Here is a 26004-nt window from a genome sequence, read left to right as displayed (position 1 = left end):
CTTTTCCTCTCTTTAGCTTGCCTGTATGGTGGTAGACTTTTCGGGAAAAGTTTACTAGTATGGTGGTATGTTTTGACAGAAAAGTGTTGCAGTATGATGGTAAACTTTATAGGAAGTTTGCCCCAGTTTAGACCATGAACGTTGAGGAACTCAAGAGGGTGCTGGCCGACCAGAGGGAGGTTCTAGATGAAAAACTCGGGAGGGAGAGGATAGTAGAGAGAGAACTGCGGGGGAGAATACTGGAGAACTTTAAACCAACCGCCCACATAATAACCGGGCCGAGACGTTCTGGGAAGTCGGTGCTCTCAGCAACTCTTCCAGGTAGGGCCCTCTATGTGAACTTTGAAGACCCAGCGATGGCGGGCTTTTCCATCGGTGACTACAAAAGGCTCCTCCAGGCGGGATACGAGCTCTTTGGAGAGTTCGACTACGTCGTCCTCGACGAGGTTCAGGAAGTTGAGGGGTGGGAGAGACTGGTCTCAGCCCTGAGGGAAGGTTACCCAACCGTGGTAACCGGGAGCAACGCGCGCCTGCTCTCGCGCGAGTTCTCGACCTACTTAACCGGCAGGTACCTGAGCTACACCCTGCTACCCTTCTCGTTCAGGGAGTTCCTGGCGTATAAAGGGCTGGATTCCAAGGTGACGACGACCAGGGACGAGGCGAGGATAAAGAGGGCCTTACTTGAGTACATTCAGCACGGGGGCTTTCCAGAGGCTCTGCGCTTTGGCAGGGAGTACCTCATGAACCTCTACAACGACATCATCACGAGGGACGTGGTAGTCCGGTACGGCATCAGGAACGTCCGTGAGCTGAAGGAGGCTGCCTTTTACCTCTTCTCGAACTTTGCCGGCCGCTTCACTTACAGCAAGACTAAAAACGCCCTTGGAATCGGGAACGTTAAGACGGTTAAGAACTACGTTGAGTACCTTGAGTCGGCATACCTCATTTTCGAGCTTCCAAAGTTTTCCTTTAAGCCAAAAGAGATTCTGAGGAGTGATAAGAAGGTCTACGCTGTTGATACCGGCATGGTGAACGCTATTGTCCCAAAGGTTTCGGAGAACATTGGCAGACTAACGGAGAACGCCGTTTTCCTTGAGCTCCTCAGGCTCAAGCACTACAGAAAACCTGGCATCGAAATCTACCACTATCGGGACAGCAAAGGCGAGGTGGACTTCGTTGTAAGGGATCAGGAAAAGACGGAACTCATTCAAGTCACATACGCCTCGGAGAGAGATGAGATCGCCCCGAGGGAAGTCAAAAGCCTGTCCAGGGTCATGGAGCTGTTTGGATTGAAGGAGGGGACTCTGGTAACTTGGGACTACTCTGGAGAGGTTGAGCTCAACGGGTTGAGGATCGAGGCGATCCCGCTCTGGAAGTGGCTTTTAAATCCCTACGTCAAACTTTTTAACTCCTCTTCGAACCTTTGACTGGTGTGTGCCGATTGCTGATTGATGCCCTCGTCGATGCCATAAGGCTCGCCGTTACGAGGATTCCTGAAGACACGGTCAGAGCCCTCAGGAGGGCCTACGCGGAGGAGGAAGACGAGATAGCCCGTTTTAATCTCGGGAACATACTGAAGGCCATAGACCTGGGGCTTGGGGACAGAATTCCGGTCTGCCAGGATACAGGAACGATAACCTTCTTCGTCGAGGCCGGCATCGATAGCCCCTACCTCGGGGACGTGAGGGGGTGGCTCATAGAAGCGACGAGAAGGGCGACGGGGGAAATACCCCTGAGGCCCAACGCCGTTGACGTTCTGACGGGTAAAAACTCCGGCGACAACACCGGGAAAGGCGTTCCTGTGATCCACTGGGAGCTCGTCCCGGGAGATAGGATAACCATAGCGGTTCTTCCGAAGGGCGGAGGGAGTGAGAACTGCTCCGCTTTAGCCATGTTCACCCCTGCTGAGGGCTGGGAGGGGGTCAAGAGGTTCGTGGTAGAACGAGTCAATGCCTGTGGCGGAAAGCCCTGTCCCCCGGTTATCCTCGGTATCGGCGTCGGCGGAAGTGCTGATTTGTCCCTAAAGCTGGCCAAAAGGGCCTTGCTGAGGAAGGTGGGTGAGAGAAACCCCGATGGGAGGATAGCCAGGCTCGAAGAGGAAATCCTCGACGAGGTCAACTCCCTGGGGATAGGGCCGATGGGCATGGGAGGGAATACAACCGCGCTCGACGTAAAAATCGAGGTCGCCCACAGACACCCCGCGAGCTTTCCGGTCGGTCTGGTCGTCCAGTGCTGGGCCAACAGGCGGGCCTTCGTGGAGATAAAGCCCGACGGGAGGGTGGACATGTGGCAGTGAGGCTGGAGACCCCTCTGAGCGGGGAGGACATCTTGAACCTCAGGGCAGGGGACGTGGTTTACCTCTCGGGGGTGATCTACACCGCCAGGGATTCTGCCCACAGGAAGATTCTGGAGCTTGCTGGAAGGGGGGAACTCCCCTTCGAGCTTGAGGGGGCGGTGATTTATCACTGCGGACCGGTGGTGAGGAAAACCGCCCGGGGCTATGAGATTGTATCCGCCGGGCCGACGACGAGCGCCAGGATGAACCCCTATCTTGATGGCCTCCTCTCCCTCGGTGTTAAGGGGATAATTGGTAAGGGCGGCATGGAGGTTGCCCCCTTCGAGGGAAGGGCGGTCTATTTCGCCTTCACCGGTGGGGCAGGTTCTCTCGCGGCGAATAGCGTAAAGCAAATCGTTGACGTCCTCTGGTTGGAGGAGCTGGGGATTCCCGAGGCCGTGTGGGTTCTTGAGGTCGAGGACTTCCCCCTGCTGGTTGCGATAGACGTCCATGGAAACTCACTCTACCGCTAAAGCTCCCCTCCAAGTCCCATCGGCTCCTCACGGAAGATCCTTTCGCCCATCTCCCTCAGGCGGGGGCTTATCAGGGGCTCGAACTCCATGTTGCCTATTATGTCCCTCTCGACGTCTATCCCCGGGGCGTACTCCTCAAGCCGGAGGCCTTTTCTGGTCAGCCTGAAGACTGCCCTCTCCGTGATGTAGACCACTTCCTGCCCCTTTTCCAGTCCGAGGCGGGCGTTGTAGACCACCTTGTAAACCTGCCTTACGAACTTCCTGACATTCCCATCACTGACTATCTCCAGGCGTCCGTTTCTCACCCGGAGCTCCTTCTTTCCTGCCGTGAAGTGCCCCGCGAAGAACATCCTCGGTGAGCCGTAGGAAATCACGGGAAATCCGCCTGGGCCCGGGAGCCTGCCGGGAAGAAGGGAGGGGTTTACGTTGCCCCTCTCGTCCACCTGCATGAAGCCTAAGCTGGCGGCGTCTATCACGCCCCCCTCGTAGTTGGCGAACTGGTCAGGCTGGGAGATTATCGCGAAGGGCCCTATGGATGCCCCGAAGTCCGGGCCGCCGAGGGCTATCCCGCCGAAGGGGCCGGATTCGACTGTGGTAAACACCCACTCGGCCACGCCCTCCTCCATGGCAACCCCGGCCACCCTGTCCGGAATGCCTATGCCGAGGTTTACCAGGACGGGCCTTTTGAGCCTCTTCACAAGCTCCAGCATCTCGACCAGTATCCTCCTCGCGATGACCTTCTTGGTGCTCAGCTCCATGATCCCGCCCCCGCTCAGCGGCGGTATGACCTCCCCCGAGATTCTGGGATCGTAGGTTATGTTTGCGCTCTGTCTGTGGTACTCTGGAGGTGCAACCACCACGTAGTCAACGAGGGGGCCGGGAACCCTGACGCCCTGCGGGTTGAGGGAAGGATACCTCGCTATTCTCTCCACCTGGGCTATGACGATTCCCTTGCCCGGCTCGGCCTTCGCGGCCTGGGCCAGGTTGAGTATCTCCGTGAAGGCGCCCTCCTTTTCGGTGGTGATGTTTCCAATCTCGTCCGCCGTGCTCCCTCTGATGAGGGCCACGTTTGGCTTCGGAGCGCGGTAGAACAGGTATTCCTCTCCGTTGATGGTCACGACGTCGATTCTGCACCGCTTTTTCTCCCTGGCCAGCTCGTTGAGGTAGCCCCCGTCCTCCCTGGGGTCGAGGAAGGTTCCAAGCCCAACTTTCGTGAGGACACCCGGAATGCCCCGTGAGACCTCCCTGAAGAACCACGAGGCGGTGCCTATCGACCACGTGTAGCCCTCAACCCGGTTTTCCTCTATTAGCTTCTGGATATACGGGGACCAGCCCGGATAGGTTACGAGCATGCCCGAGAGGAAGTCCTGGTCTTTCTCGTGGTAGATTTCCCCGAGGATCCTGTCGAGAACCCTGTCAGGGGCGGTTGGAATCGGGTTTACCTCAAGGAAGAGCCCCTTTGGATGTCCGGTTTCCTTGTATCTCTCGAAAAGCTTGAGGAGCAGGTACTCCGGGGCAACGAGAAGATTGAAGCCCGAAACCGCTATGACGGCTTTATCGGGAACGGCCTCAACGGCAACCATGGGTTCTACGACCTTCATGGACATACCCCCGCCGCGTATTGTTCCACCTACGGCGGCGGGGCTTATATGGCTACCGCCATCCAAGGGGCGCGATTTTCTCCCGGTAGAACTCCCTCCACCGTCTGAGCTTCCCCTCCACTTCCTCAGGGCTGATCTTGGCCCTTGCCACGCCCTCTCTGAGGGCCTCTTCCGCAACAGCCCTGGCCACCTTCGGGTGGACGTCCTGGTGGAACGGAGAGGGGATTATCTCGTCTTCGCTGGGCTCTATCACCGAGGCCATGGCCTTTGAGGCGGCTATTATCATACCGTCCGTTATCGCCCTCGCCCTGACGTCGAGGGCCCCGCGGAAGATCGCTGGAAAGCCCAAGAGGTTGTTCACCTGATTGGGGTAGTCGCTCCTTCCGGTGGCAACGACCCTCGCTCCGGCCTTCCTCGCCTCCTCGGGGAGTATCTCAGGAACCGGGTTGGCCAGCGGGAAGACCACCGCGTCGTCGGCCATGAGTCTTATCCATTCGGACTTTATCACGCCAGGGCCGGGCTTCGTGAATGAAATGAGAACGTCAGCTCCCTTAACGGCCTCCTCAGGGCCGCCCTCAATGCCCTCGCCGTTCGTCTTCGAGAGGAGCTCACCCCTGTAGGGGAAGAGCCGCTCAAGCGGAAGGTCGGGCGTTAGGACCCTCTGCCTCCCCTCAACGAGCTCAACGACCCTGACGTTCTCAGGCCTCACGCCTGCTTCGGTTGCTATCCTGAGAGTTGCGAAGCCAGCCGCCCCCGCGCCAAAAAGCACGAGGGTTATGTCCCCCATCCTCTTGCCAACGACCTTAAGGGCGTTCATCAAACCGGCCAGGACGACCGACGCGGTCCCCTGCTGGTCGTCGTGGAAAACCGGGATGTCCAGCTCGTTGCGAAGTCTTTCGAGGATGTAGAAGCACTTCGGTGAGGCTATGTCTTCGAGGTTTATCCCTCCGAAGGAGGGGGAAACCGCCTTGACGACCTCGATGAACCCCTCGGGATTCTTCTCGGCCAGGACGAGGGGAAAGGCATCCACTCCACCGAAAACCTTGAAGAGGAGTGCCTTCCCTTCCATGACAGGAAGTGCCGCCGAGGGGCCTATATCGCCGAGGCCTAACACGCGGGTTCCGTCGCTTACAACAGCGACAGTGTTGCACCTGTTGGTGTACTCGCACGGGTCATCTCCGTTGGCTATTGCCCTTGAAACCTCGGCCACACCTGGAGTGTAGGCCAAGCTGAGGGTCCCGTCCGTGAGGGGAACCTTGGGCATCACCTCTATCTTCCCGTTGCCGGGAAAGTTGCCGCGATGAAAGTTCAGGGCGTCCATCAGACCACCGGAGGTTTGTTGGCATGTGGAAGTTAAAAATTATTTGATTCATGACCGAATTTGTCAGCGGCATGGCCATCGAAACGTGCCGGCGATTGTGCCCATTTCCCGACCAAAAGCTTTTAAACCCTCCAGGGGTTCACTAATACCGGGTGTGGGCCGGTAGCTCAGCCTGGTATGAGCGCCGCCCTCGCAAGGCGGAGGCCGCGGGTTCAAATCCCGCCCGGTCCACCACAGCACCTCCCGACCACCTTCCGTTTCTGGCGTCTCGTTGCAGAAACAGTATCGCTTTCTGGAGGGGAAACGCTTTAATCAACATCGCCGTTTTATGAACGGTGGTCTCATGGAGTTCGAGCTCCTCAAGAGGCTGGTTTCCATCAGATCCCCCTTTGGTGAGGAGGGGGAGATATCGCGCTTTATAGCGTCTTTCCTTGAGGAGAGGGGCTTTGACGTGGATCTTCTTCCTGTTGAGGGGTTCGGAGATGATGTGATAGCGCGTCTCCCCGGCCGGAAGACGACGGTTGTTCTGAACGGCCACATGGACACCGTGAACCTATCCCCCGGATGGACACGCAATCCGTGGGGTGAGCTCGATGGCGACAGGTTCTACGGCCTCGGCAGTGCGGACATGAAGGCCGGCCTCGCCGCTCTGATGAGCGCTTTCGTTGAGATGGGGGAGCTCCCCAAACGCGAGAGGCCGGAGATAATATTCACCGCGGTCAGTGACGAGGAGGGCTATTCCCGCGGAACTTGGGAGCTCATAAAGAGCGGAAGGCTCGAGGGGGCGGACGTGGTTCTCGTTGCCGAACCGACGCGGGAGAGGCTCATGCTCGGCGCCAGGGGGAGGTTCGTGATCCGGGTGGAGGCGGTGGGGAAAAAGGCCCACGCCGCCAGACCGCACCTCGGGGTCAACGCCATCGAGGAACTGGGGAAGTTCCTGGGAAGCCTTGACAGGATTCGCTTTAGGCGCCATAGAAAGCTGGGTGTGGGCTCGTACTGCACGCTTCATATCGAGGGCTCCGCCGACGGTCTCAGCGTTCCGGATCGGGCGGTGGCGATACTCGACAGGCACGTAACAATCGGTGAGGACTGGGAGAGGGTTAGGGGCGAGCTGCTTGGACTCGCAGGGAGACTTAATCTTAAGGCAGAGCTGAGGATCGAGAAGTTCAGCCGTCCAACCCCGGAGATGCTCCCCTACGCTGTCAGGGAAAACAGCAGGTTCGTCGGAGCGTTCAAAAGGGTTCACGCTGCGCTCTTTGGGAGGGAGCCGGAGGTGACCTACGGGAAGAGCGTGGGTGATTTCAACTACTTTGGAACCTACCTGGGTAAGCCGACGCTTGTCTACGGCCCGGTAGGCGGGAACTGGCACGCGAGCGACGAATGGGTCAGTGTGGAATCGATGAGAAGGGTGAAGCGGGTCTACGTTGAGTTCCTCAAGAGCCTGGCGTAGCCTCAGGGGGCCGGTTGTCCTCACCTTTCAGGGCAGGGAGTTCTCATCATCGGCGGTCTAGAGTCCGGGCTTCTCCTAAAATCTTTTTTGCTGGGACGCCCGAAGAAGAGAGTGCTGAAGGGATAAAATGAAACCCTCCAGGGGTTCACAGCTTCTTACCAACTGCGGCACCCACGAGGAAAGCTCCAAGGGCTATCAGGATTATTGCCGTCTCGGGAACGCCTCCCGTGCCATCCCCGGGGGCTGGGGTCGTGGTCTCGGTGGCTGATGGTGTTGGGATGATGATCTGGGGAACGTCGGTGGTGGTGTTGGCGACGGGCGTCTGCTGGCTGGGCTTGCTGAGGAAGAGGTTCGCGGTCTCCCTGGCGTACTGGTAGAATATCATGGCCGTCTGGAGGTCTTCCATGCTTCCGTTCTCCTCGGCACTCTGCTCGTAGCTCTCCGCGAACTCGTAGTAGGCTATGGCCAGCACGGGCGTTATGCCCTGGTTCTGGGCCATCGCAATGGCCACCTTGGCGCTCTCCTTCATTCCCGCCAGCTTGTCCTTGAGGACCGTCTGGTTGTCTATCCCCAGCGTGTCCAGAAAGACCTGCGCCCTCACGCGCGCCTCCATCGCGGTGAAGAGCGCCGCAGAGTACTTGCCGTCCTCGTAGTACTGCTCCGCCTGCTGAATGCTCTGACTTAGGTCGCCCCCAACGGTGCCGTACATGGACTCTATGTAGGTCACTATGAGGTTGGACTCGTCTATGTAGTCCCTTGCAGTGGTCTTGACGACGTCCCTGCTTATCACGTCGCCGCTCGCAAACCTCTCACCGAGGCTGGCCCAGAAAATAGCGGTCTTAGCCCGTTCGTAGGCGTAGGCGGCGTCCCCAACGGCATCCCAGTAGTCGCCGTTGTAGTAGTACTTCCACGCCTCGTCCAGAAGGCTCTTTGCCTGTTCAACCCTCTCCTCGGCCGCCGCGATCGCCTGGAGCATAGTCGTGCCCCTGATGGTAATGTTCGAGACCCTTCTCTCGGAGGCGTTTATCTGCGAACTCGTTGTTTTCAGAATCCTCTCAACGTCATCTCCAGACTTCACGCTCAGGTACCAGTCCACGTGCCTTATGATTATCCTGGCCTGAAAGTCCTTGCTCATTGTCGTGTAGTACCTTCCGTCATCCAGGCTCTTCTTGGACTGGTTGAGGATAATGCCTGCCTCGTTCAGTGCCTCCATCAGGGTCGTGTAGGTGGCGTAGTTAACGTCGCTCTTTTTGAGCTTCTCCAGCGTTGACTGATAATATGCGGTGGTATTGTCGTGGTCCCTGCGGGCATCCTCCCTGAGGAACGCCGTGTCTATCTTGATGTACGCCGGGGCCTCCGGGCGGGGTATCTTGTGCCCCGTGAAGTAGTAGACGGCGTCGTAGATGTCCTTGATTTCAATGACCGTCAGTCCCCAGCGCTCCTTGGCGTATTCAACGACGTCAACCTTCTTCGTCTGGGTGTTTATCTCCACTATACCCCCGATCTCCTTTTTCTGGGTCTCCTGGACGTACTGGATGCGCTGTCCCTGGGGGATCAGGAAGAGCTGTGCCCCAACGTCGTGGGCCGCGGAGGCCTTTTCGAGTATTCCACCCACCGGCCCTATGGTTCCGTCCGGGTTTATCATCCCTGTCATCATGACCCTGGGGTTGACCTTCCACCCCTCGAGGGCCGCGATTATTCCAACGGTCATGGTTCCTCCAGCGGATGGGCCTCCTATTATTGGAGAGTCTGCCTTAATCTGGATGAACACGTCGTATTTACTCATATCCACCCCGAGAACCTTGCCCGCTATCTGGGCGGCCAGCCTGGCACTCGCCTGCATATCCACCTCGGCAAGCGGCCAGGTCTCGACGTAAACGTGACCAGTTCCCGGTGCGACGGTGATCACAAAGTCGGTGGCGACACCTATGAGCTGCCCGTCGGCGGTCCTTGAAACCGCGGGCGCCTTAAGGACGACGGTGTGGCCTTCGCTCGGACACTCGGCGGCGGCAGATGATGCGAACGGCAGCAGGAGCATGAGTATCAGCAGCGGTACTAGTGCCCTTTTCATATTTCTCACCCCGATTTTAGCTCGCCGGGCCTTAATAAAGCGTTTGTGGTTCAACCCTCTAAAACGAACCGGCAAAAAGCTTAAATCATCTCCTTATCTTTCCCCTTTGGGGATGGCAATGGACATCTTCAGCAGGCTCATCGCCAGAAAGTTCAGGCACATCGCGGGCGACAGGTACGAGGAGATAACGAAGCGCTACCGTGAGTTCCTTCTCCTCCCCGAGGAGTTCGTTCTTCCGGAGATATCGTCCATCATTATTCCGGTTGACAGGTTTGCCCATGAAATCCCCGGGGAGCTTTACGATACCCTTGAGGCTTACTCTGGAGCATCGGTCACCGTCGTCTACATAACCGACAGAATGGCCTTCCGGATGATAGAGCAGACCCTCGGAAAGCCCGAGGCGGAGAGGCTCAAGATGGCCGAGACGGAGCTTGGTGAAAGGGTTCTCTCCGAGATAGTCGAGGAGTTGAGGGCAATCGGGCTGAGGGCAAAGGGGAGGCACCTCTTTGGGAGCAAGAGCGACGACGTCATTAAACTCGCGGCCGAGTTCGACCTTCTCGTCATATCCCGGGGCTACGGTTCCGAGATAACCAAGATGTCCCCCATGAGCCCCGTGGTTCTTAAGATAGTCCAGCACGTGGACAGACCGACGATAATATATTAGGGTGGTCACTATGACTCCGAACGAGCAAGTGGCAGTCGCCGTTGCAGTATTCATCTTTATATACGCTCTGATAATCAGTGAGAGGGTTCACAGGACGGTTGCCGCTCTGTTTGGGGCATCCATAGTGCTCTTTACGGGGGTCGTCCCCTGGGAAAAGATGCCCGAGTATCTGGATCTCGGTACACTCTTCCTGCTTATAGGCATGATGATGATAGTCAACACGGCCAAGGAAAGCGGTCTCTTTGAGTTCATAGCGATAAAAACGGCGAAGTTTGCAAAAGGCAGCCCCATGAAGGTTCTCATACTGTTCTCCATAGTGACCGCCCTCGTAAGTTCGGTTCTCGACAACGTTACAACCGTCCTCCTCCTGACGCCGATGCTCCTCTACATAACCCGCCTCATGGATGTCAACCCTATTCCCTACCTGCTGGCTGAGATATTCGCCTCCAACATCGGTGGAACTGCAACGCTGATAGGCGATCCCCCCAACATAATGATAGGCTCGGCTGCCGGGCTGAGCTTCACTGAGTTCCTCCTGAACATGGGGCCCATAGCGGCCATAGACCTCCTCATAACCCTTGGGGTAATATACCTCGTCTACAGGGACGCCATGAGGATAACCCCCACCAAGATGGAGAGGATTCAGTCGACCATCCAGATGCTCAGGGAGGACGAGGCCATAAGGGACCGCTCCCTCTTCCGGAAATCGGTCATCGTGATACTCGCCGTTGTGCTCCTGTTCTTCGTCCACGACAGGCTTGAAATACATCCCGCCGTTGTGGCCCTCAGCGGTGCCTCGGTCCTCCTGCTCTGGAGCAGGATGGAGCCCACGGAGGTTCTCGAAAAGATAGAGTGGACCGCGATATTCTTCTTCATGGGGCTCTTCATAATCGTTGGCTCCCTCGTTGAGACGGGGGTCATAGACGATGTTGCCAGGTGGCTCCTCGGCTACGTCAACACAACGGCAGAGGCCATAGTGATGGTCACGTGGTTCTCGGCCATAGCCTCGGCCATAGTTGACAACATACCCCTGACGGCGGCGATGATACCTCTGATAAAATCGATGAGCGCCTCGATGAACGTTTATCCCCTATGGTGGGCGCTCTCCCTCGGGGCCTGCCTCGGTGGAAACGGCACCGCGATAGGTGCGAGCGCCAACATCGTCGTTCTGGGTATCGCCGCCCGGGAGAGGCTCAACATAACCTTCATGGACTTCCTTAAGATAGGCCTTGTGATAATGCTGAGCACGGTTGGTGTGGGTATGGTTCTGATTTGGGTAAGGTACGTAGGGGTGTGACCTATGAGGATACTCGTGCTCGTTGATGGTTCGAAGTGGAGCCAGAAGGCCGCGCTTCACGCGATAGCCATAGCAAAGAAGAAGGGCAGTAAGCTCACGCTCTTCTCCGTCCTCGACAGGAGAGAGGCCAAGGCCCTCGCCTTCAACATGGGGATGCTGAGCCAGGATTTGAAAAACGTGCAGAGGTTCGAGGAGGAGATATGGAGGGAGATGAAGACCAGCATAAAGGACATAATGACTAACCTCCTTGAACTCTGCCACCAGGAGGGTGTGAACTGTTCGATAAGGATCGTGGAGGGCCCGGCCAAGGACACTATACTTGAGGAGGCCAACTCCGGAAAGTACGGGCTCGTGGTCATGGGGGCATATGGAAGAAGCGGAAAAACGAGGATAGGAAGCCTCCTTGAGGAGGTCGTCGGTTCGATAGACCCCCCCGTGATGGTGGTTCGCTAGCGCTTCCAGAGTGCCAGGACGAAGAGTGCCAGAACCATGACCTCCAGCGCGCCAACGGCTATGCCAACGTCTCTCTCTATCCACGCCGCCAGGTGCAGGGTCTCTATGACCTTCTTTATTGCCAGCAGGAGGAAGGCGGCAATCAGATAGAGCGCCGCGCGGAGGTGGCTCTTCTTATAGGCTATCAACGAGATCCCCGCGAGGGCCAGTGCGAGGATCAGTGCCGTGACGGTAAGTATGGTTTCGATCATTCCTCATCACCCACGCTGGTGAGCAGATCTATCAGGTTGTCGGCCAGCTTCTCCCAGAGGCTCGGCCGGTAGTCCTTTATGACGCGCGCTATTATCGCGGGATCGTAGGAGAGGGTGTACACCATGCTCTTTCCCTCCTTTCTGGCATCGACGATGCCGAGCTTAACAAGCTCCCCCATGTGGTAGCTCACGGTGGGCTGGCTGAGCCTTAGCCTTTTGGCTATCTCGCTCTGGATCAGGGGGCCTTCCATGAGGAGCAGGAGGATTCTTCTCCGGGTCTCAGTGGAGATTGCTATGATGAGCCTCTGGCACTCCCTCTCAAAGCCCGCGGGGAATATGTATCGCCTCTTCCCGAGCTTCCTTGAAAACACCTTCTTTTCCTTCTCCAGCCGGTAGAGGTGATACTGCAGGTCGCCTATACCTATCCCGAGCTCCCTCGCCAGCTCCCTGAAGGTTATCCCGGGTCTGCTCTTGATGTATTGGAGTATTTCATTACGCCTCTCCATACCCAACACTTAAACACTTGTGGTTCATTCCTCTATGGGAACCCATATAAACGCATCCCTTTTATGTCCATCGGTGAGAGGATGGAGGCACTGATGCGAAGGGCAGAGGAGCTCGCGCGACGTTACGGTATATCATATTATGAAATACGTGTAAACCGGGTCACCGCATCACACCTCACGATGCAGAACGGCCAGCTGGAAGAGCTGGGGATGAACACCGAGGTGGGCATAGGGGTTAGGGCCTTCAACGGGGCGTGGGGATTTTCGAGTGCCAACGACATGAGCAGGGCTGAGGATGCCATAGAGACCGCCATGAAGATAGCGAAGCTCTCTAAGGGCGATTCGAGGATTTACCTCGGCGACCCCGTGAGGGACAGGGCCGAGATAAGGCCGAAAAGGAGCTTCCTTGACGTGGATGTGGAGGACAAGCTCGCCCTCGTAAAGGAAACTGACTCGCTCCTCCGGGGAGAGGGCATATCCAACAGGAGCGTTTACTACGGTGACGGCCTCAAGGAGGGATTCTACTTCAACTCCCTCGGGAGCGAGATTGAGACGGTCGTCCCGAGGCTGAGGCTGAGCTTCTCCGTGACTGCCAGGGAAAGCGGGGAGATGCAGAGCTACTGGAAGAGCTTCGGCGGCACCGCCGGCTGGGAGCTGGTCGAAGGGATAGACCTTCCTTACTGGACTGAGTTCGTGAAGGAAAAGGCCCTCTCGCTCCTCCACGCCCAATCGCCCCCGTCAGGGGAGTTTCCAGTGATAATGGATCCCGAGCTTACAGGTGTCTTCATCCACGAAGCCCTGGGACACGCGGTTGAGGCCGATTCTGTTAAGAACGGCGACAGCATACTCGCCGGAAAGCTGGGTGAGAGAATAGCCGTCGAGGGGCTGACTGTTGTGGACGACCCAACTCTGCCGGGCAAGTTCGGCTCCTACGTCTACGACGACGAGGGAATACTGGCCAGGAAGGTTGAAATAATAAAGGACGGTGTCCTGATGAGCTACCTCAACGACCGCGAGACGAGCGCCCTGCTCGGCCTCGAACCGAACGGCCACGGCAGGGCCCAGGGCTACAACTACCAGCCCCTCGTGAGGATGAGCAACACCTACGTCGAGCCAGGGGACTGGTCCTTTGAGGAGATGGTCGAGGAGGTCAAAGACGGCCTCTACATGATAGGGGACAAGGGCGGTGAGGTTGACACCGCCAACGGTACCTTTACCTTCGGCGCCAAGGAGGGATACCTAATCGAGAACGGCGAGGTTAAGGCCCAGGTGAGGGACGTCGCGCTCTCGGGCAGAATCCTCGATGTTCTGAGGGACATCCGCGCCATAGGTGACGACCTCAGGATAGAGTTCCCGGGCTACTGCGGAAAGGGGCAGTGGGTTCCGGTCGACGACGGCGGGCCCCACGTTTTGACGAGGGCCCTCGTGGGGGGATTGAGGTGATCGACGAGCTCATCGGCATACTCGAACGGGAGAACGTCGAATGGGAGATTTACTGGGAGAAGGGACGGGGAGGTTCATTCAGGATAGAGAGGGAAAGGCTTGAGCGATCCCAGCGGAAGTTCCACTCCGGTATAGGCCTCCGCGTGGGTTACAGGGGGAAGCTCGGCTTTTCTTACATAACCGGCCTGAACCACAACCGGGAAACCCTTGAGGAGTTTGTGAGGAGGACTGTGAAGCTCGCCAAAGTTAGCGAGGTTCCCTTCCGGGGTTTTCCGACTCCATCCAGGGCGCCCCGGGTGGAGGGGCTCTACGACAGGAGGATAGACGAGATGCCCTTTGAAGAGGCCCACTCCCTCGCGGAGGAGTTTGCCGCCAAGATGCGCGAGCTGAGGGATGATTCGCTGACCCTCTCGGGTTCGATGGCCCTCGCGGTCAGCACTTACGGGATAGCGAACTCCAGCGGGGTTTTCTTTGAGGGAAAAGGGACTGGAATGAGCGTCTCCGCTTACGCCGTGAAGAGGGGCGGGGGGACAGGCTCCGGTTCGTACTACCAGTCTTACCGGTCGCTCCAGCCCTTTGAGGAGCTTGAGAGCGCGGTTATGAGGGCGGTTGAGGAGGCTGAACTGAGCTACCGCGCGGGAAAGGTGGAGTCCCACGCCGGTGAGGTTCTCCTTGAGCCCGAGGCGTTCCGTGCCATCCTGGGGATCTTTCTTGAGAACCTCTTCGGGGACAGTGTTTACCACGAGAGGAGCCGCTTTTCCAAGCTGGGGGAGGAGGTGGCTCCTGAGGGGCTGAAGATAATCGACGACGCAACGATACCCGCTGGCGTGGGGAGCTTTCCCTTTGATGGTGAAGGGAATCCCGGTGAGAGGACGGTTCTGGTCGAGGATGGTGCCATACGTTCGTTCCTTCTCGATGAGACGCACGCACGCCTCTTGGACATGGAGAGCACGGGAAACGCGGTCAGGGACTTCAGGACGATGCCACACATTGGGACGAGCAACGTGGTGGTTGAGGCCGGAAGGGACAACCTGGAGGGGTTTGAGGGCATCGTTGTGAGGAGGGTCTTCGGTGAGCACACCGCCAACCCGGTGAGCGGCGATTTCTCGCTGACCGTGGAGCTCGGCTACATCCTCCGGGGTGGGGAGGTCGTGCCGTTCCGGGACAACATGCTCGTTGGGAACACCTTCGAGTTCCTCCGCTCCGTAGGTGCAATAGGGCGTAAAATCCACCGGAGAGGCTCATTCTATTCGCCGAGGGTCATTGGTACCGCCAAGCTCGTGTAACTTCGATTTTTCCAGGTAAGCTTTTATAGTTCCACGTCTTACAAGCTACTTGGGTGCGTGTGTATGGTATCCCACGGGATTGAGCCTATAATCCTCAAGATTCGACCAGGTGAGACGGTCCTCGTTGAATACAGTTCGGTGTCCTCCCCAGAAATCCTTCTGTATCTGATCAGCAGAAGGTTCATGAAGGCCGGCAACCCGGTTCTCATCGATGACATCTCCGATACCTTCGTTGAATACGTGACCCGGCTTGAGCTGATGGGGCTGGATACTGACGATTTAATTGGAATCCCCGTGATAAAAATAGGGGGCAGCAGGGAGTTTGGCAACGTTGTCGGGAGGGTCGAAGTGGACAAGTACTCCCTCGACTTCAAGTATTACGGCAAGATATACGACAGGGTCGTGCCTGAGAGGGTGGTGTGCAACCCTGTTCTCGGGATACACAAGCTCTTTGTGGCACTTGAGCGGCAGGAAGTGATAAGGCTCGTGCGCAATATCTCGACCTTTGTCGGAAGGAAGAGCCGCTTTGCCCTCTACTTCATAAACCGGGAGGTGCTGGAGAAAAAGACACCGGAGCTCCTGCCCCTTCTTGAAGAGACCGCGAGCACGGTGCTCCGGTGGGAGGCGGAGGGGGGCAAGTACCGTCTGAGGGTGATAAAGGCGGCCAGCGATGAAATCCTCGGGGTGACGGTTTCCCTGAGCTTTAAGGACGTCAAGAAAACGTGAGGTTTTTAAGCACCTTCTCTTATCACTCTTGGTGATATAATGAGGTCGATTCTGGTGACCCTCGTACTCCTGATGCTCCTGGTGCCGATGGTCGGCGCCTACAGGGTTCCCGAGAGGGGGGTTGTTTATCAAATCATGGTTGACCGCTTCTACGACGGCAACGCGAGCAACAACGAGCCCTTCTACGACCCGGCCCATAGAAACTATCGCCTGTACTGGGGCGGCGATATCGAGGGGCTTATCGAGAAGCTCGACTACATACAGAGCCTCGGCGTCTCCATGATATGGGTCTCCCCCCTCAATGACAACATAAACAGGATGGCAGGCGGAAGTGCGCCGTACCACGGCTACTGGACGCGCGACTATAAGCGCATAGAGGAGCACTTTGGAACCTGGAAGGACTTCAGGAGGCTCGTGGAGGAGGCTAAAAAGAGGGGTATCTGCGTAATCGTCGACTACGTCCCCAACCACTCCAACCCGGCGACGGAGGGTGAGTTCGGGGCGCTATACGACAACGGCACCTTCGTGACAGACTACTACAAGGACACCAAAAACGCGACGGTGAACCCCATAACCGGTATCAGGGAGAACATCTACCACCACAACGGCAACATATTCACCTGGGCGGGGATTCCGCTCAAGTACGCCAACCTCTTCGGTCTGGCCGACTTCAACCAGCTCAACCCGTGGGTCGATTCCTACCTGACCGGGGGGGCGGTGCTCTTTACTGGTTCTGGCGCCTGCGGACTCAGGATTGACGCGGTGAAGCACATGGAGCTTGGCTGGCTGGAAGTCTTTTACCTCCGCCTCTACTCCAAAGGGCCTCTCTTCATCTACGGGGAGTACTACTCCCTCTCGCCCGAGAAAAGCGACGACCTCTACGGGCTGTACCGCTACTCCAACGTCTCACCGGTTCTCAACATCCCCATAAGGGAGGACATAGTGAGAACCTTTGGCTTCGTGGGGAGCCTCGAAACCCTCTCCAGAACGCTTGAGGATTACTACTCCTTCTTTGTCTATCCGAACAAGCAGCTCAACTTCCTCGACAGCCACGACCTGGTCCGCTTCCTCAACGCTGCAAAGCGGGAGGACGCCATGCAGCGCTTCCACATGGCACTGGCGTTGACGATGACCCTGCCGGGAATTCCGGTCATCTACTACGGCGACGAGAGCTACCTGGTGAGCAGGGACGGAAAGGGCGACCCGTACAACCGGCCGATGATGGTCTTCAACAACACCACCGAGGCGGCCAGGATAATAAGAACCCTCGCGGGACTGAGAAAGACAAACGACGCTTTGGCCTTTGGTGACTTCAGGACGGTTTACGCCAACTACTCCGTGTGGGCCTTCGAGAGAACCTTTGGAAGCCACAGGCTCCTCGCGGTCATGAACAAGGGTTCACCGGTTCGTTTGACCATCAACATCGACTGGCCCGAGGGAACGTACCGCGATGCCCTCTACGGGGCCGAGATGAGGGTCTCCGGAGGGAAGGCTTCCCTTGAACTTGGCCGCAACAGCTTCTACGTGTTCCACATTGAGCGCGAGCAGGAGAGGCCTTTAATCGGCTCTCTGACGCCATATGCCGCCCAGCCCGGCCAGGAAATCCTCATAGCCGGGGCGGGCTTTGGGAACGGCGGGAAGGTCTTCATCGGCGGCGTCGAGGCGGAGGTTCTCTCCTGGAACTCGACGGAGATACTAGCTGAGGTTCCCGAGGTGAAAACCGGGAATGCCTGGCTCGATGTCGTGGTTGAAACAGGGGAAAGGGCCAGCGAACCGGCAAAGCTCCGCTACTACTCGGGGGACGACGTTCCGGCGCTTATAGCAATCAACGCCACGAACCTTACGGGGAGGCTCTGGATTAGGGGCAACCTGTCGGAGCTGGCGGAGCCGAGGCCCCTGCTCAGGTCTTCAACCGGCTACTACTTCACGGTCGCCCCGCTCCCCAACGGGACGGCATTCTCGGTGGAGCTCTACACCGGTTCCCCGTGGGGGGAGCTTGAACCCCTCAACGTCACCCTCTACGGCTTCGTGAACTCCACGGTGGTGATTTTGAAGAATGAGCCCATTGAGATGTCGCCTACAATCTCCACAGAAACCGAACCCTCGGGGCGGGGCGAGTGGCTCCTCTACGCCGGAACTGCCATCCTCCTGCTGGCCGTTCTGACGGTGTGGAAATGGAAAAACGGTTAAATCTGCTCGAGAAGCTTCTTTCTCTTTTCCTCGTACTCCTCCGCCGTTATGACGCCCATGTCGTAGAGCTCTTTCAGCTTCTTGAGCTTTTCAAGCGGGTCTTCCTCCTTCTCCAGTGCGGGGGGATGCTGAACCGTGGCCCCGGCCGAGACGACCCTGCTCACGAACTCCTTGGGCTTCTTCAGAACCCACGTCTCGTGGGTCAAGCCCTTCTTGACCTCAATCGTCACGGGCTCGACTGCTATCGCGTTGAGGGCGTCCTTTATGGCGTTTATCGTATTCCTCGCCTGCTCCTTGTTCATCCAGCCGAGCTTGAGCCTTATGTCCTCCTCGCCCTTTATGAGGAACTCGGATGATATGACGCCCAGCTCAACGGTGACTTCCTCAAGCTTCTGGTAGGGTATGGCCTTCATGTCGTACCTTCCAAGGATTTTCTCATCGATGTAGATTATTCTTCTGTCCGTTATCACGAGCCACTTCGGCTTTTCGAGGCTGACCTTTTTCCTAACGGTAAACAGAACCTTTTCATCTGGTTCCAAATGCCGGACGACGGCCTTTGGGAGGTTTGTGCCCATGACTCTCACCGTGTTACCCCTTGGAGGCGGGAGTATATTAACCTTCCTTCCTGTAGAGCAGGAAGAGCGTTTCACCGTCAACACTCTCTATGAGGGGGGTCAGGGTCTCCCTTTCCTCCCCCTCCTTCAGGACGACCCGTCTCGGCCTCTTCTTCAGCTCTGCCTCCAGCCGGAGGGTGTCCCACTCGAAGGAGGCGGAACGGCTCAGGGGCATGACCCGGCTCTCGTCGGGCGTCTCTATCACCACCTCGCCGTTAGTGGGGGGAACCTCGACCGCAACTATGACCCGCCTGTAGCTCCCGCTCTCGATTGAAGAATAGGCCATGGCTATGCCGAGGACGAGCAGGAGAACCGGCAGCAGGATTCCCGTTGTTGAAAGCCCCAGGCTCCTCCCGAGCCACAGGAGCCCCAGTGAGAGTGCAAAGGCCAGGAGGATGGCGGGAAGGCCGTAGAGCAGGGTCTTTCCACCGGTTCCCCTCCACCCAAGTCCCCTCAGGACGCTCTCCCACGTCTCGGCGGTCTCGACGTAGTCGGCGAGTATGCTCAGGGCTATCAGGGAAAAGATCGCCAGGGGGTTGGAGAAGTAGGGGCTTGCCAGTATCGCCTCGCTCAGGTTCCTGTAGGCCTCGGGGAATGCTATCGGGAGGAACTGTGAGAGGGCTATCGAGTAGGGCACCGCGTAGAGAACCGTTGAGAGGAAGACCGTCCCGCTGGCTGAACCCCTGGATAGGAACGTCCCCAGGAGGATTATTCCAAGGGCCGCCGCCAGCAGGTAGTCCCCGGGACGGAACACGTCCGAATACGCCAGGGACGTGAGGATTATCGCCGGAAGCACCACCGCAAGCTTTACCGCCCTGAAGTTCATCTTATCTCCCCCAGCAGCCTGCTCAGCACCTCTCCAATCTCCTCCCGTCCGGGAAGCCAGCGGACGACGTAGGCGCCCGTGTTCTCCAGCTCAGAGGTTATCGCCCTCTTCTCCATCTCAATCAGCGTGCCCGTTCTGGGGTCGAGGGTCGGGTAGACCGAGATGTCCACCACCACTGGCTTGGATTTTCCCCTGTGGACTGCCATCACAGTCAGGATTCCCCTCTTTGTCTCCCCGGCCGTTCTGTCGAGCACGTTGGAGACGTATATTACCAGAGGGGTGTACTGGACGAGTATCCTCTTCAGCCTTTCAACCGCGTCCGCAAAGCTTTCCTCCTCTGTCTGGACCCTCTCGAAGTCCATCATAGTCCTGACCATTGTGTGCAGCTGTCTCGGCCCCGTGGCAGGCGGCAGGAACTTCTTTGCCCCGAGGAGGTAGAGTCCCACGTGGTAGTCCTTCCTCAGGAAGCGGTGCGCCATTGATGCGACAAGGTTCATGGCGTGCTCGTAGGGGCTCTCGCTTTCAGTACCTATCTTCATGGCCTCCCTGGCGTCGACTATGAACAGGATCGTTTTCTTGCCCTCCCTCTCGAACTCGTTGACGAGAACCTGCCCCATCCTGGCGGTGGCCTTCCAGTTTATGAGCTTCATCGGGTCGCCGGTCTGGTAGTCCCTTATCTCCTTGAAGTCGGTTGAGATCGGCCCCCTTATCGAAAAGCTCGTCTCGGGGACACTTATCTTGGCCTTCCTGCGTGTTTCCGCTATCGGAACCGTCCTGATGACCTTGGGGACTGCCCGGAGCCTGAGCTCCTCGCCGTAGAGTCCCCAGATGTACCTCGTTCCCAGCGGGTTTCTGGTGGTTACCTCGCTCCTCGGCAGGGTGTAGAATCCCCTGAGCATCGGCCGTATCCTGTAGGTGTAGCTCACCTTCAGCGGCTTCAGCCTCTTGAAGAAGACCCCGACGTTGTTTCCGGATGTGAGGGCGGCGTTCTTTGGAAGCGGGTCCCTGACGACGACCACTCCTATTCCCCTCTCCACGGTAACCTCGACCTTGATCTCGACCTCCTCTCCGAGCCTTATCTCGCGCCTTGAGAGCTTTCTCCTCACCCTCACCTCCCTTGGGGGGTCAACGAGCATCGCCAGGGCCAGCAGGGAGAGCGGCACTATGGCCAGGGCTATCATCCCCGGAGAGAGGAAGGCCGTCCCGAGGAGCAGCGCCCACAGGATGTATCCGGTCAGGCTTTTCCTCATTTTTCCTCCGCCTCTTTGGGTACGGGTGTTTTTTCCAGGGCTTCTTTGATGATTTCTTCGCCGCTTATACCCTCAAAAGCGTACTCGGGCTTAACCACAACCCTGTGCGCCAAAGCATCAACCGCGTAAGCCTTAACATCATCAGGCAGCACAAAATCCCGCCCCTCAAGCAAAGCATTAGCCTTAGCCACCTTCATCAAAGCAATACCCCCACGAGGACTCGGCCCAGCCTCAACCCGCTCATCAGACCGAGCATTCCTAATAAGCTCAGCAATGTACCGCAACAAATCCCTGCTGATGTAAACACCAGTCTCAACCAAATCCTGCATCCTAACAAAAACCTCACGGTCAATCAAAGGCCTCATATCAACCGTCGGATCATCCTTCCGCCAGGACAACCGCGCCTCAAGAATAGCCACCTCATCCTCAAGCGTTCTGGGATACCCAACGCGCAGGCGGAGGAGAAACCTGTCCAGCTGAGCCTCGGGGAGAGGATAAGTCCCCTCGAACTCAATCGGATTCTGAGTCGCAATCACAAAGAACGGCCGCTCCAGCGGGAAGGTTTCACCCTCAATGGTGACCTGCTTCTCCTCCATCGCTTCAAGCAAGGCTGATTGAGTCTTTGGCGGGGCTCGATTAATCTCGTCCGCCAAAAGCACGTGCGTGAATATGGGCCCCCTGATCAACTCGAAGGTTCCGAGGTTTTGCCGCCAGACTTTGGTGCCAAGAATGTCTGCGGGTAGTAAGTCTGGGGTGAATTGAACGCGCGTGTACTTTAAGCCCAGGACTCTTCCAAAGGCTTTTGCGAGGAGCGTTTTCCCCAACCCAGGGTAATCCTCGAAGAGCACGTTCCCGTTCACCAGAGCAGCCGCCAAAGTCTTCCTAACAACCCCAACATTACCAACATACACCCGAGAGATCCCCTCAACGATTTCCTCAAGGGTTTCAAACGCCTCTTCAATACCCATCATGACTCCCACCCCATGAGCGTTCTCAGTTCCTCAAAAACTTCCTCAACGATTTTAGTCCTCCTTTCAAGTTCCCTCCGCTCGTAGGCGTGCCTTATCCAGAGCGGTGTCAGTCGTGAGGTTTGCCTGGCCTTGTAGTCGGCTATCTTCCCGATGAGAGCCTCGAACCTCTTCCTGTCGTCGAAGAGCCGGGAGCCGTAGTAGGCTATGAAAGCCACCAGCGCCGCTTTCTTCCCGCGCACCACGAAGTCCTCAACCGCCTCCATCGCCTCGGAGAGCTCGGGGCCAAGCTTTTTCACGGTCTTTGCCTCGTGCTTTCTCCACTGGGAGAGGAGGTACGCTTCCGGGTCTTTTTCGCTGACGTACGAGTAGACCATGCTCCCAGCCGCTATAACGCCCAGGAGGAGAACCAGCCACTCCCCGTAGAACACGATCTCCGGATGGCTCTGGCTCAGGCTCCCCCTCACCGCCACGTAGAGGCCGAGGATTGCACCGAGGGCACCGAGTCCGAGCAGGTTTCTTTCAATCGGCTCGGTCCACGGATACCTCTCTCCGAGCTCCGCCACTGCGTAGCCGAGGAACAGGAAAAGGCCGGCGTAGCTGAAGACGCTTCCCATCGCTCCGATGGGAGGAAGCCTTGAGACGCCGTACAGGCCAATCAAGAGCCCCGCTCCCCTGATGAACCGGGAATGGCTCTCCAGCTTTGGTGCTATCGCCGCCGTCCCCCCGCCAAACACGATCATGGACGCCGGAATGCTCCATTCGGTTGGCATCAGGAGTGCCGAGAGGGTTACTCCGAGCAGTCTGAGGGCAAAGGCCTCGTTTTCCCCCTTTACCGCTCCGGCAACGTCTCCGGCGATTAAAAACAGGGCCAGGACTGCGGCCGGCATGAGGAGGGCTTCCAGCTCTCCCCTCAGGGTGGAGAGGGCGTACATGAGCGTTAGGGCGCCGATGTATATCGCGATTCTCCCCCAGTTGAGCTTAGACAACACACCCACCTCCTATTACCTCGAGTACCGAGCGGTAGAACCGTATGAACTCGTTCCTTGAAACCCTCCTCCCGCTGTACTTGGCCTTCTCGAATATCCATGTGAGGGTGTCTATGGGCTCCCACGGGTACATCATGTCGGTGAGGGCCTCCGCTATCTCTCTGGGCGTCAGTTCGTCCACGTCCACCCCCACCCCCTTCGCCCAGGGGAGGAAGCACCTCTCGTAGTACTCCACGACGGCATCGTTGTAGCTGGGCAGTATCCTTGCCGTTGCGGTCTCCACGAGGTCGCCGCACCGGGCCTCTATCGTGTGGTCTCCCAGTGGCAGGGTCAGCTTGAAGTCCCGCCCCCTACCGAGGGGCCTCCCATCGACGTAGAGTTCCGGCTCACCGTCGCACTCTATGCTTATCTCCATGGTTTCGCCCTCCTGGAACAGGGGTATGCCGTTGTTGAATATTATCTTTAGAATCCTTTCCCGCCTTTTCTCCTCCGGTTTTCTCCTTACGAGCCGGTATCTGGCCACCAGGGCCCCGATGGCCAGGATCACGCCTATATAGAGCCAGGGGATTTTCCGCTTTCTGGAGATTATGACGTGGAACCTCCCGCTGGCGGGCAGGTAGTACGGGGAGCCGTCGAAGGAAACAACCACCGTTGCGTTGGTCTCTTTTTCAGGCACGGGGACGTCGAGGGTGGCTATCCCGGAGCCGTTGGTCATTACGCGCATCGCAAAGCCGTCCACGCTGACGTTGAGGTATATTCCGCTGACGGGGTCGTTGACCGAGTTCACGACCCGGAACTTCAGCCGGGCGGTTTTCTCGCCCCTCGCCTCCGACGTCAGCAGTTCTATCTTCACCGGGGATACCACCGCGACGGTTATCCGTTTCAGAATGCTGGCGCCGTGCCTGAACTCCACTGACCTCTCGCCGACTGTCTGGAAGGGCTCAACGGTGAAGCCGAAGCTTCCGTTGACGACGTTAAAGGTGTAGGTCTTGCCCGGGAACACGTAGGCATTCAGCGTGGCGTTTTCAATCCCGATGATCCTTCCGCTGATTCTAACTGGCTTTCCGAGCTCGCCGGTCACTCTATCGGGGACGTCGAGCTCAACGGTTGCTACCCTGACGGCCATGGCCGCCGGGGAGTAGTTTGCGCTTCCCGGATACTCAAGGGTCAGCGCGTGTTCCTCTATCCCCGGAATCTCAAGCTTCAGGGAGAACCTGCCGTCCGTGCGGGTCGTTGCGTTTCCGAGGTATCTGCCATCCAGGTAGTAGGCGACGGTGGCGTTGGTTATTGGGCCGCCGGTTCCGTTGACGAGGCTTCCCACCACGGTGACGTTTCCTGGAGGGGCCAAAATCAGGTCGGGAATCGAAAACTTCGCCAGCCCCTTTATCCTGACCGTCACCGTCGTACCTGAGGAGAGGTACGGATACCCGAGGGGTGCGGCGTAGTACACCTTCACCTGGGTCGTCATGGGTCTGATGTATTCCGGGATCTTGATGGGGAGCGAGAACCTGCCGTCCGAGAGGTTGCCGTACCCTATCAGGACGTCCCTCCGGCCGTCACTCAGGAGCGCCACGATGTTTCCCAGCTGTGGGGCACTCCCCGTGGAGATCCCGCGTACGGTGCCGTTTATGATGAGAGAATCCCCCGCTGTCAGGGTGTGGGGGATATCCACACTGATCGAGGTTGATTCCATAACAAAAACCGGGATGTGGAGGGGATACCTCTTTGTGCCGCTCGTCACGGTCATGTTCACGACGTGCCATCCGAGGGGGTATCTGAGCGGCGATGCCAGCCTGACGTATATCCCGGTCTCGCTTCCGGGCGTTCCCCACCAGAACCACGTCTCAACCAGCGGGGAGGTCGTGTTGAGCCTCACGTCCTGGGTGGCGCCCTGTACCGGGAGTCCAAGGACGACCTGGCTCTCTTTGAGGAGGCCAACGGCCGCCTGTTCCGGGATGACGGTTATCCCGCCAGGTACTGTGACCGCTGTGAGACGGAGCACGGAAGCCGGTGTTCCCGCCTTTGTAAATGCCCTCACCATGACGGGATAGTAGCCGGGTTCTTCGAAGGGCCCCACCGTCAGGTTGTATATCCCCGACCCGTTGATGACGGCTATCCTCCCGAGGACTGGAACATCCACGGTGACGCTTGAGTTCGTCCAGCTGGCGACCCTCTCAAACTTTATCGTAACCGTCCCGGAGGAACCGGGGTCGAGGGTCATTTTCGGCGGCGAGACGTTGAGCTCGAATGGGGTGTAAACGTTCTGGTCGGGGTGTAGGGGGTCGAAGACCAGCCAGCCGGCACCGTCGAAGTAGATCTCGGCCCAGAAGTGCCTGTTTTTCTCCGTCACCACCTGGGTCTGGGGAATTGCATCGATGTAGACCCCTTCAACGAGCCTCGCAGGGAGGCCGTTCAGCCTCGCGAGGATCACGAAGGCCGAGGCGAAGTCGTAGGAGCTGCCCTCCTTGGACTGGAACAGGAACCACGTCAACCTGTCCGTCCCCGCAGGGGGGGTCGCGTTCTCTACGTGCCTGTAGTTGTTGGCGAGGTATCTGGCTATGTAGAGGGCCTTTTCGTAGTCAGAGCGCGATCCCAGGGTTATGCCCCTGGCCAGCTCCACGAGAGGGGTGTCGTTGGGGGCGGAGAGGTACTCCGTCTGGTTTCCTGCCGTGAGGTTCATCAGATACGCCCAGTCAAACGTGTAGCTGACGGCGGAGAATGAGTAGGTTGTCACGTTCAGGGCGGTTCTGAATAGGTTGTACTCAGGAATGGCCTCCGCTCCGGCACCGTCGACGCGGGTCGTGTAGAGTGACGTGAACAGGTTGCCCCTGAGGGGCAGAAATGAGACGACGGTTACCCTATCTCTTTCGCTGTGGTGGGGAACCATTATTTCCGGAGGGGCAAGGACGTTGCTCGGGATCTTCGTGGCGTTTCTGGTCAGCCACTGTCCGTCCACGTAGTCGGTGTAGACGTTGAGTCTGAGGTAGTGGGTGTGGGCCGCGCCGGTGACGAGAAGCACAAAGCGCGGGGATACCGGAATCTCGACCGGCGGCCCGGTTTCGTTGGTCTCGTTTCCGGGCGGAAGTTTTGGTGAGAGTATCTCCTCGATGCTTTTGGTTCCGGGAGGTGCCTCGATGATGGCTGGTCCAAGCACGACGGAGGTAAGGAGGAGGGAGAGCAGTGTGAGAGTGAGAAATGAGACGTATTTCCGCCTCGCCATGATAGTTTCTACTTCTTCAGTGGGTTATATAAGGCTTTTCATTGATGTAAAAGTTTGGTCTGTCCGGGAC

At 57.8% G+C, this 26004-nt stretch carries 22 protein-coding genes and 1 tRNA gene; 12 read left to right on the top strand and 11 right to left on the bottom strand.

Translation table 11 applies throughout. The features are described from left to right. Nucleotides 1–134 precede the first annotated feature (134 nt). From ACZ5M3_RS06570 to ACZ5M3_RS06560, 3 genes are read left to right on the top strand one after another with little or no spacing between them, the layout of a single operon-like run. On the top strand, nucleotides 135–1427 hold the full coding sequence (locus ACZ5M3_RS06570) for an ATP-binding protein (RefSeq protein ID WP_464838904.1): 1293 nt from the start codon (nucleotides 135–137) through the stop codon (nucleotides 1425–1427). A gap of 14 nt (nucleotides 1428–1441) precedes the next feature. Continuing rightward, nucleotides 1442–2296 (top strand): fumarate hydratase, encoded by an 855-nt coding sequence (locus ACZ5M3_RS06565; RefSeq protein WP_464840788.1) that lies wholly within the window; start codon nucleotides 1442–1444, stop codon nucleotides 2294–2296. Beyond that, the gene (locus ACZ5M3_RS06560) at nucleotides 2287–2808 is read left to right on the top strand and encodes a FumA C-terminus/TtdB family hydratase beta subunit (RefSeq protein WP_464838903.1); all 522 of its coding nucleotides are present in this window, start codon (nucleotides 2287–2289) and stop codon (nucleotides 2806–2808) included. The genes ACZ5M3_RS06565 and ACZ5M3_RS06560 overlap by 10 nt, the downstream gene beginning before the upstream one ends. Here ACZ5M3_RS06560 and ACZ5M3_RS06555 read toward each other — a convergent pair. Beyond that, nucleotides 2805–4409 carry an acyl CoA:acetate/3-ketoacid CoA transferase gene (locus tag ACZ5M3_RS06555; protein ID WP_464838902.1) on the bottom strand — a complete coding sequence of 535 codons (1605 nt, stop codon included), beginning with the start codon at nucleotides 4407–4409 and terminating at the stop codon, nucleotides 2805–2807. The two genes, ACZ5M3_RS06560 and ACZ5M3_RS06555, sit on opposite strands and share 4 nt — an antisense overlap. Nucleotides 4410–4461: 52 nt before the next feature. Then, nucleotides 4462–5730, bottom strand: coding sequence for an NAD(P)-dependent malic enzyme (locus tag ACZ5M3_RS06550; RefSeq protein ID WP_464838901.1), 1269 nt, complete (start codon nucleotides 5728–5730; stop codon nucleotides 4462–4464). A gap of 156 nt (nucleotides 5731–5886) precedes the next feature. Between ACZ5M3_RS06550 and ACZ5M3_RS06545 the strand changes: the two genes are divergently transcribed. Together ACZ5M3_RS06545 and ACZ5M3_RS06540 are read left to right on the top strand one after the other, a co-directional pair. Beyond that, nucleotides 5887–5964 (top strand) — tRNA-Ala (locus ACZ5M3_RS06545). Between the two features lie 109 nt (nucleotides 5965–6073). Further along, entirely contained in the window at nucleotides 6074–7180 is a 1107-nt protein-coding gene (locus ACZ5M3_RS06540) for a M20 family metallopeptidase (protein ID WP_464840787.1), read from the top strand. Nucleotides 7181–7325: 145 nt separating this feature from the next. On the opposite strand, the gene ACZ5M3_RS06535 is transcribed toward ACZ5M3_RS06540, so the two are convergent. Continuing rightward, nucleotides 7326–9251 (bottom strand): S16 family serine protease, encoded by a 1926-nt coding sequence (locus ACZ5M3_RS06535; RefSeq protein ID WP_464838900.1) that lies wholly within the window; start codon nucleotides 9249–9251, stop codon nucleotides 7326–7328. Nucleotides 9252–9363: 112 nt separating this feature from the next. On the opposite strand from ACZ5M3_RS06535, the gene ACZ5M3_RS06530 reads away from it, so the two are divergent. From ACZ5M3_RS06530 to ACZ5M3_RS06520, 3 genes are read left to right on the top strand one after another with little or no spacing between them, the layout of a single operon-like run. Continuing rightward, nucleotides 9364–9915 carry an adenine nucleotide alpha hydrolase family protein gene (locus tag ACZ5M3_RS06530; RefSeq protein WP_464838899.1) on the top strand — a complete coding sequence of 184 codons (552 nt, stop codon included), beginning with the start codon at nucleotides 9364–9366 and terminating at the stop codon, nucleotides 9913–9915. A gap of 10 nt (nucleotides 9916–9925) precedes the next feature. Continuing rightward, the gene (locus ACZ5M3_RS06525; RefSeq protein WP_464838898.1) at nucleotides 9926–11212 is read left to right on the top strand and encodes an ArsB/NhaD family transporter; all 1287 of its coding nucleotides are present in this window, start codon (nucleotides 9926–9928) and stop codon (nucleotides 11210–11212) included. 3 nt (nucleotides 11213–11215) lie between these two features. Beyond that, nucleotides 11216–11665 carry a universal stress protein gene (locus ACZ5M3_RS06520; protein ID WP_464838897.1) on the top strand — a complete coding sequence of 150 codons (450 nt, stop codon included), beginning with the start codon at nucleotides 11216–11218 and terminating at the stop codon, nucleotides 11663–11665. On the opposite strand, the gene ACZ5M3_RS06515 is transcribed toward ACZ5M3_RS06520, so the two are convergent. Together ACZ5M3_RS06515 and ACZ5M3_RS06510 are read right to left on the bottom strand one after the other, a co-directional pair. Next, complete coding sequence (locus tag ACZ5M3_RS06515; RefSeq protein WP_464838896.1) at nucleotides 11662–11916, bottom strand: hypothetical protein; 255 nt, start codon at nucleotides 11914–11916, stop codon at nucleotides 11662–11664. The genes ACZ5M3_RS06520 and ACZ5M3_RS06515 overlap by 4 nt on opposite strands. After that, a complete protein-coding gene (locus tag ACZ5M3_RS06510; protein ID WP_464838895.1) occupies nucleotides 11913–12422 on the bottom strand; it encodes a winged helix-turn-helix transcriptional regulator in 510 nt (169 codons plus the stop codon). The genes ACZ5M3_RS06515 and ACZ5M3_RS06510 overlap by 4 nt, the downstream gene beginning before the upstream one ends. 81 nt (nucleotides 12423–12503) lie before the next feature. On the opposite strand from ACZ5M3_RS06510, the gene ACZ5M3_RS06505 reads away from it, so the two are divergent. The 4 genes from ACZ5M3_RS06505 (at nucleotide 12504) to ACZ5M3_RS06490 (ending at nucleotide 18067) form a co-directional block, all read left to right on the top strand. Next, complete coding sequence (locus tag ACZ5M3_RS06505) at nucleotides 12504–13865, top strand: TldD/PmbA family protein (RefSeq protein WP_464840786.1); 1362 nt, start codon at nucleotides 12504–12506, stop codon at nucleotides 13863–13865. Continuing rightward, a complete protein-coding gene (locus ACZ5M3_RS06500) occupies nucleotides 13862–15151 on the top strand; it encodes a TldD/PmbA family protein (RefSeq protein WP_464838894.1) in 1290 nt (429 codons plus the stop codon). Before ACZ5M3_RS06505 ends, ACZ5M3_RS06500 begins: the two co-directional genes overlap by 4 nt. Before the next feature lie 63 nt (nucleotides 15152–15214). Next, nucleotides 15215–15877 carry a DUF257 family protein gene (locus ACZ5M3_RS06495; RefSeq protein ID WP_464838893.1) on the top strand — a complete coding sequence of 221 codons (663 nt, stop codon included), beginning with the start codon at nucleotides 15215–15217 and terminating at the stop codon, nucleotides 15875–15877. Between the two features lie 39 nt (nucleotides 15878–15916). Then, nucleotides 15917–18067: an alpha-amylase family glycosyl hydrolase gene (locus ACZ5M3_RS06490; protein WP_464838892.1), complete on the top strand. Its 2151-nt coding sequence runs from the start codon at nucleotides 15917–15919 to the stop codon at nucleotides 18065–18067. On the opposite strand, the gene ACZ5M3_RS06485 is transcribed toward ACZ5M3_RS06490, so the two are convergent. Genes ACZ5M3_RS06485 through ACZ5M3_RS06460 form a run of 6 tightly spaced genes read right to left on the bottom strand, consistent with a single transcriptional unit; the run spans nucleotide 18064 to nucleotide 25934 of the window. After that, nucleotides 18064–18642 carry a PH domain-containing protein gene (locus ACZ5M3_RS06485; protein ID WP_464840785.1) on the bottom strand — a complete coding sequence of 193 codons (579 nt, stop codon included), beginning with the start codon at nucleotides 18640–18642 and terminating at the stop codon, nucleotides 18064–18066. The two genes, ACZ5M3_RS06490 and ACZ5M3_RS06485, sit on opposite strands and share 4 nt — an antisense overlap. A 37-nt stretch (nucleotides 18643–18679) precedes the next feature. Continuing rightward, nucleotides 18680–19507, bottom strand: a complete 828-nt coding sequence (locus ACZ5M3_RS06480; RefSeq protein ID WP_464838891.1) for a hypothetical protein — start codon at nucleotides 19505–19507, stop codon at nucleotides 18680–18682. Beyond that, nucleotides 19504–20757, bottom strand: coding sequence for a DUF58 domain-containing protein (locus ACZ5M3_RS06475; protein ID WP_464838890.1), 1254 nt, complete (start codon nucleotides 20755–20757; stop codon nucleotides 19504–19506). The genes ACZ5M3_RS06480 and ACZ5M3_RS06475 overlap by 4 nt, the downstream gene beginning before the upstream one ends. Continuing rightward, nucleotides 20754–21728, bottom strand: coding sequence for an AAA family ATPase (locus tag ACZ5M3_RS06470; protein WP_464838889.1), 975 nt, complete (start codon nucleotides 21726–21728; stop codon nucleotides 20754–20756). The genes ACZ5M3_RS06475 and ACZ5M3_RS06470 overlap by 4 nt, the downstream gene beginning before the upstream one ends. Further along, complete coding sequence (locus ACZ5M3_RS06465; RefSeq protein ID WP_464840784.1) at nucleotides 21725–22717, bottom strand: hypothetical protein; 993 nt, start codon at nucleotides 22715–22717, stop codon at nucleotides 21725–21727. The genes ACZ5M3_RS06470 and ACZ5M3_RS06465 overlap by 4 nt, the downstream gene beginning before the upstream one ends. Then, entirely contained in the window at nucleotides 22707–25934 is a 3228-nt protein-coding gene (locus ACZ5M3_RS06460; RefSeq protein ID WP_464838888.1) for a transglutaminase domain-containing protein, read from the bottom strand. The genes ACZ5M3_RS06465 and ACZ5M3_RS06460 overlap by 11 nt, the downstream gene beginning before the upstream one ends. Nucleotides 25935–26004: the final 70 nt, after the last annotated feature.

This window comes from Thermococcus coalescens, assembly GCF_055392585.1.
This window is presented reverse-complemented; position numbering and strand designations above follow the sequence as displayed.

What these genes read in the sequence shown, in the direction of transcription:
- ACZ5M3_RS06550 (WP_464838901.1), bottom strand. Translation starts at nt 5,730, where the DNA reads ATGGACGCCCTGAACTTTCATCGCGGCAACTTTCCCGGCAACGGGAAG.
- ACZ5M3_RS06515 (WP_464838896.1), bottom strand. Translation starts at nt 11,916, where the DNA reads ATGATCGAAACCATACTTACCGTCACGGCACTGATCCTCGCACTGGCC.
- ACZ5M3_RS06495 (WP_464838893.1), top strand. Translation starts at nt 15,215, where the DNA reads ATGGTATCCCACGGGATTGAGCCTATAATCCTCAAGATTCGACCAGGT.
- ACZ5M3_RS06510 (WP_464838895.1), bottom strand. Translation starts at nt 12,422, where the DNA reads ATGGAGAGGCGTAATGAAATACTCCAATACATCAAGAGCAGACCCGGG.
- ACZ5M3_RS06490 (WP_464838892.1), top strand. Translation starts at nt 15,917, where the DNA reads ATGAGGTCGATTCTGGTGACCCTCGTACTCCTGATGCTCCTGGTGCCG.
- ACZ5M3_RS06555 (WP_464838902.1), bottom strand. Translation starts at nt 4,409, where the DNA reads ATGAAGGTCGTAGAACCCATGGTTGCCGTTGAGGCCGTTCCCGATAAA.
- ACZ5M3_RS06460 (WP_464838888.1), bottom strand. Translation starts at nt 25,934, where the DNA reads ATGGCGAGGCGGAAATACGTCTCATTTCTCACTCTCACACTGCTCTCC.
- ACZ5M3_RS06540 (WP_464840787.1), top strand. Translation starts at nt 6,074, where the DNA reads ATGGAGTTCGAGCTCCTCAAGAGGCTGGTTTCCATCAGATCCCCCTTT.
- ACZ5M3_RS06505 (WP_464840786.1), top strand. Translation starts at nt 12,504, where the DNA reads ATGGAGGCACTGATGCGAAGGGCAGAGGAGCTCGCGCGACGTTACGGT.
- ACZ5M3_RS06480 (WP_464838891.1), bottom strand. Translation starts at nt 19,507, where the DNA reads ATGAACTTCAGGGCGGTAAAGCTTGCGGTGGTGCTTCCGGCGATAATC.
- ACZ5M3_RS06470 (WP_464838889.1), bottom strand. Translation starts at nt 21,728, where the DNA reads ATGATGGGTATTGAAGAGGCGTTTGAAACCCTTGAGGAAATCGTTGAG.
- ACZ5M3_RS06520 (WP_464838897.1), top strand. Translation starts at nt 11,216, where the DNA reads ATGAGGATACTCGTGCTCGTTGATGGTTCGAAGTGGAGCCAGAAGGCC.
- ACZ5M3_RS06530 (WP_464838899.1), top strand. Translation starts at nt 9,364, where the DNA reads ATGGCAATGGACATCTTCAGCAGGCTCATCGCCAGAAAGTTCAGGCAC.
- ACZ5M3_RS06535 (WP_464838900.1), bottom strand. Translation starts at nt 9,251, where the DNA reads ATGAAAAGGGCACTAGTACCGCTGCTGATACTCATGCTCCTGCTGCCG.
- ACZ5M3_RS06475 (WP_464838890.1), bottom strand. Translation starts at nt 20,757, where the DNA reads ATGAGGAAAAGCCTGACCGGATACATCCTGTGGGCGCTGCTCCTCGGG.
- ACZ5M3_RS06570 (WP_464838904.1), top strand. Translation starts at nt 135, where the DNA reads ATGAACGTTGAGGAACTCAAGAGGGTGCTGGCCGACCAGAGGGAGGTT.
- ACZ5M3_RS06485 (WP_464840785.1), bottom strand. Translation starts at nt 18,642, where the DNA reads ATGGGCACAAACCTCCCAAAGGCCGTCGTCCGGCATTTGGAACCAGAT.
- ACZ5M3_RS06525 (WP_464838898.1), top strand. Translation starts at nt 9,926, where the DNA reads ATGACTCCGAACGAGCAAGTGGCAGTCGCCGTTGCAGTATTCATCTTT.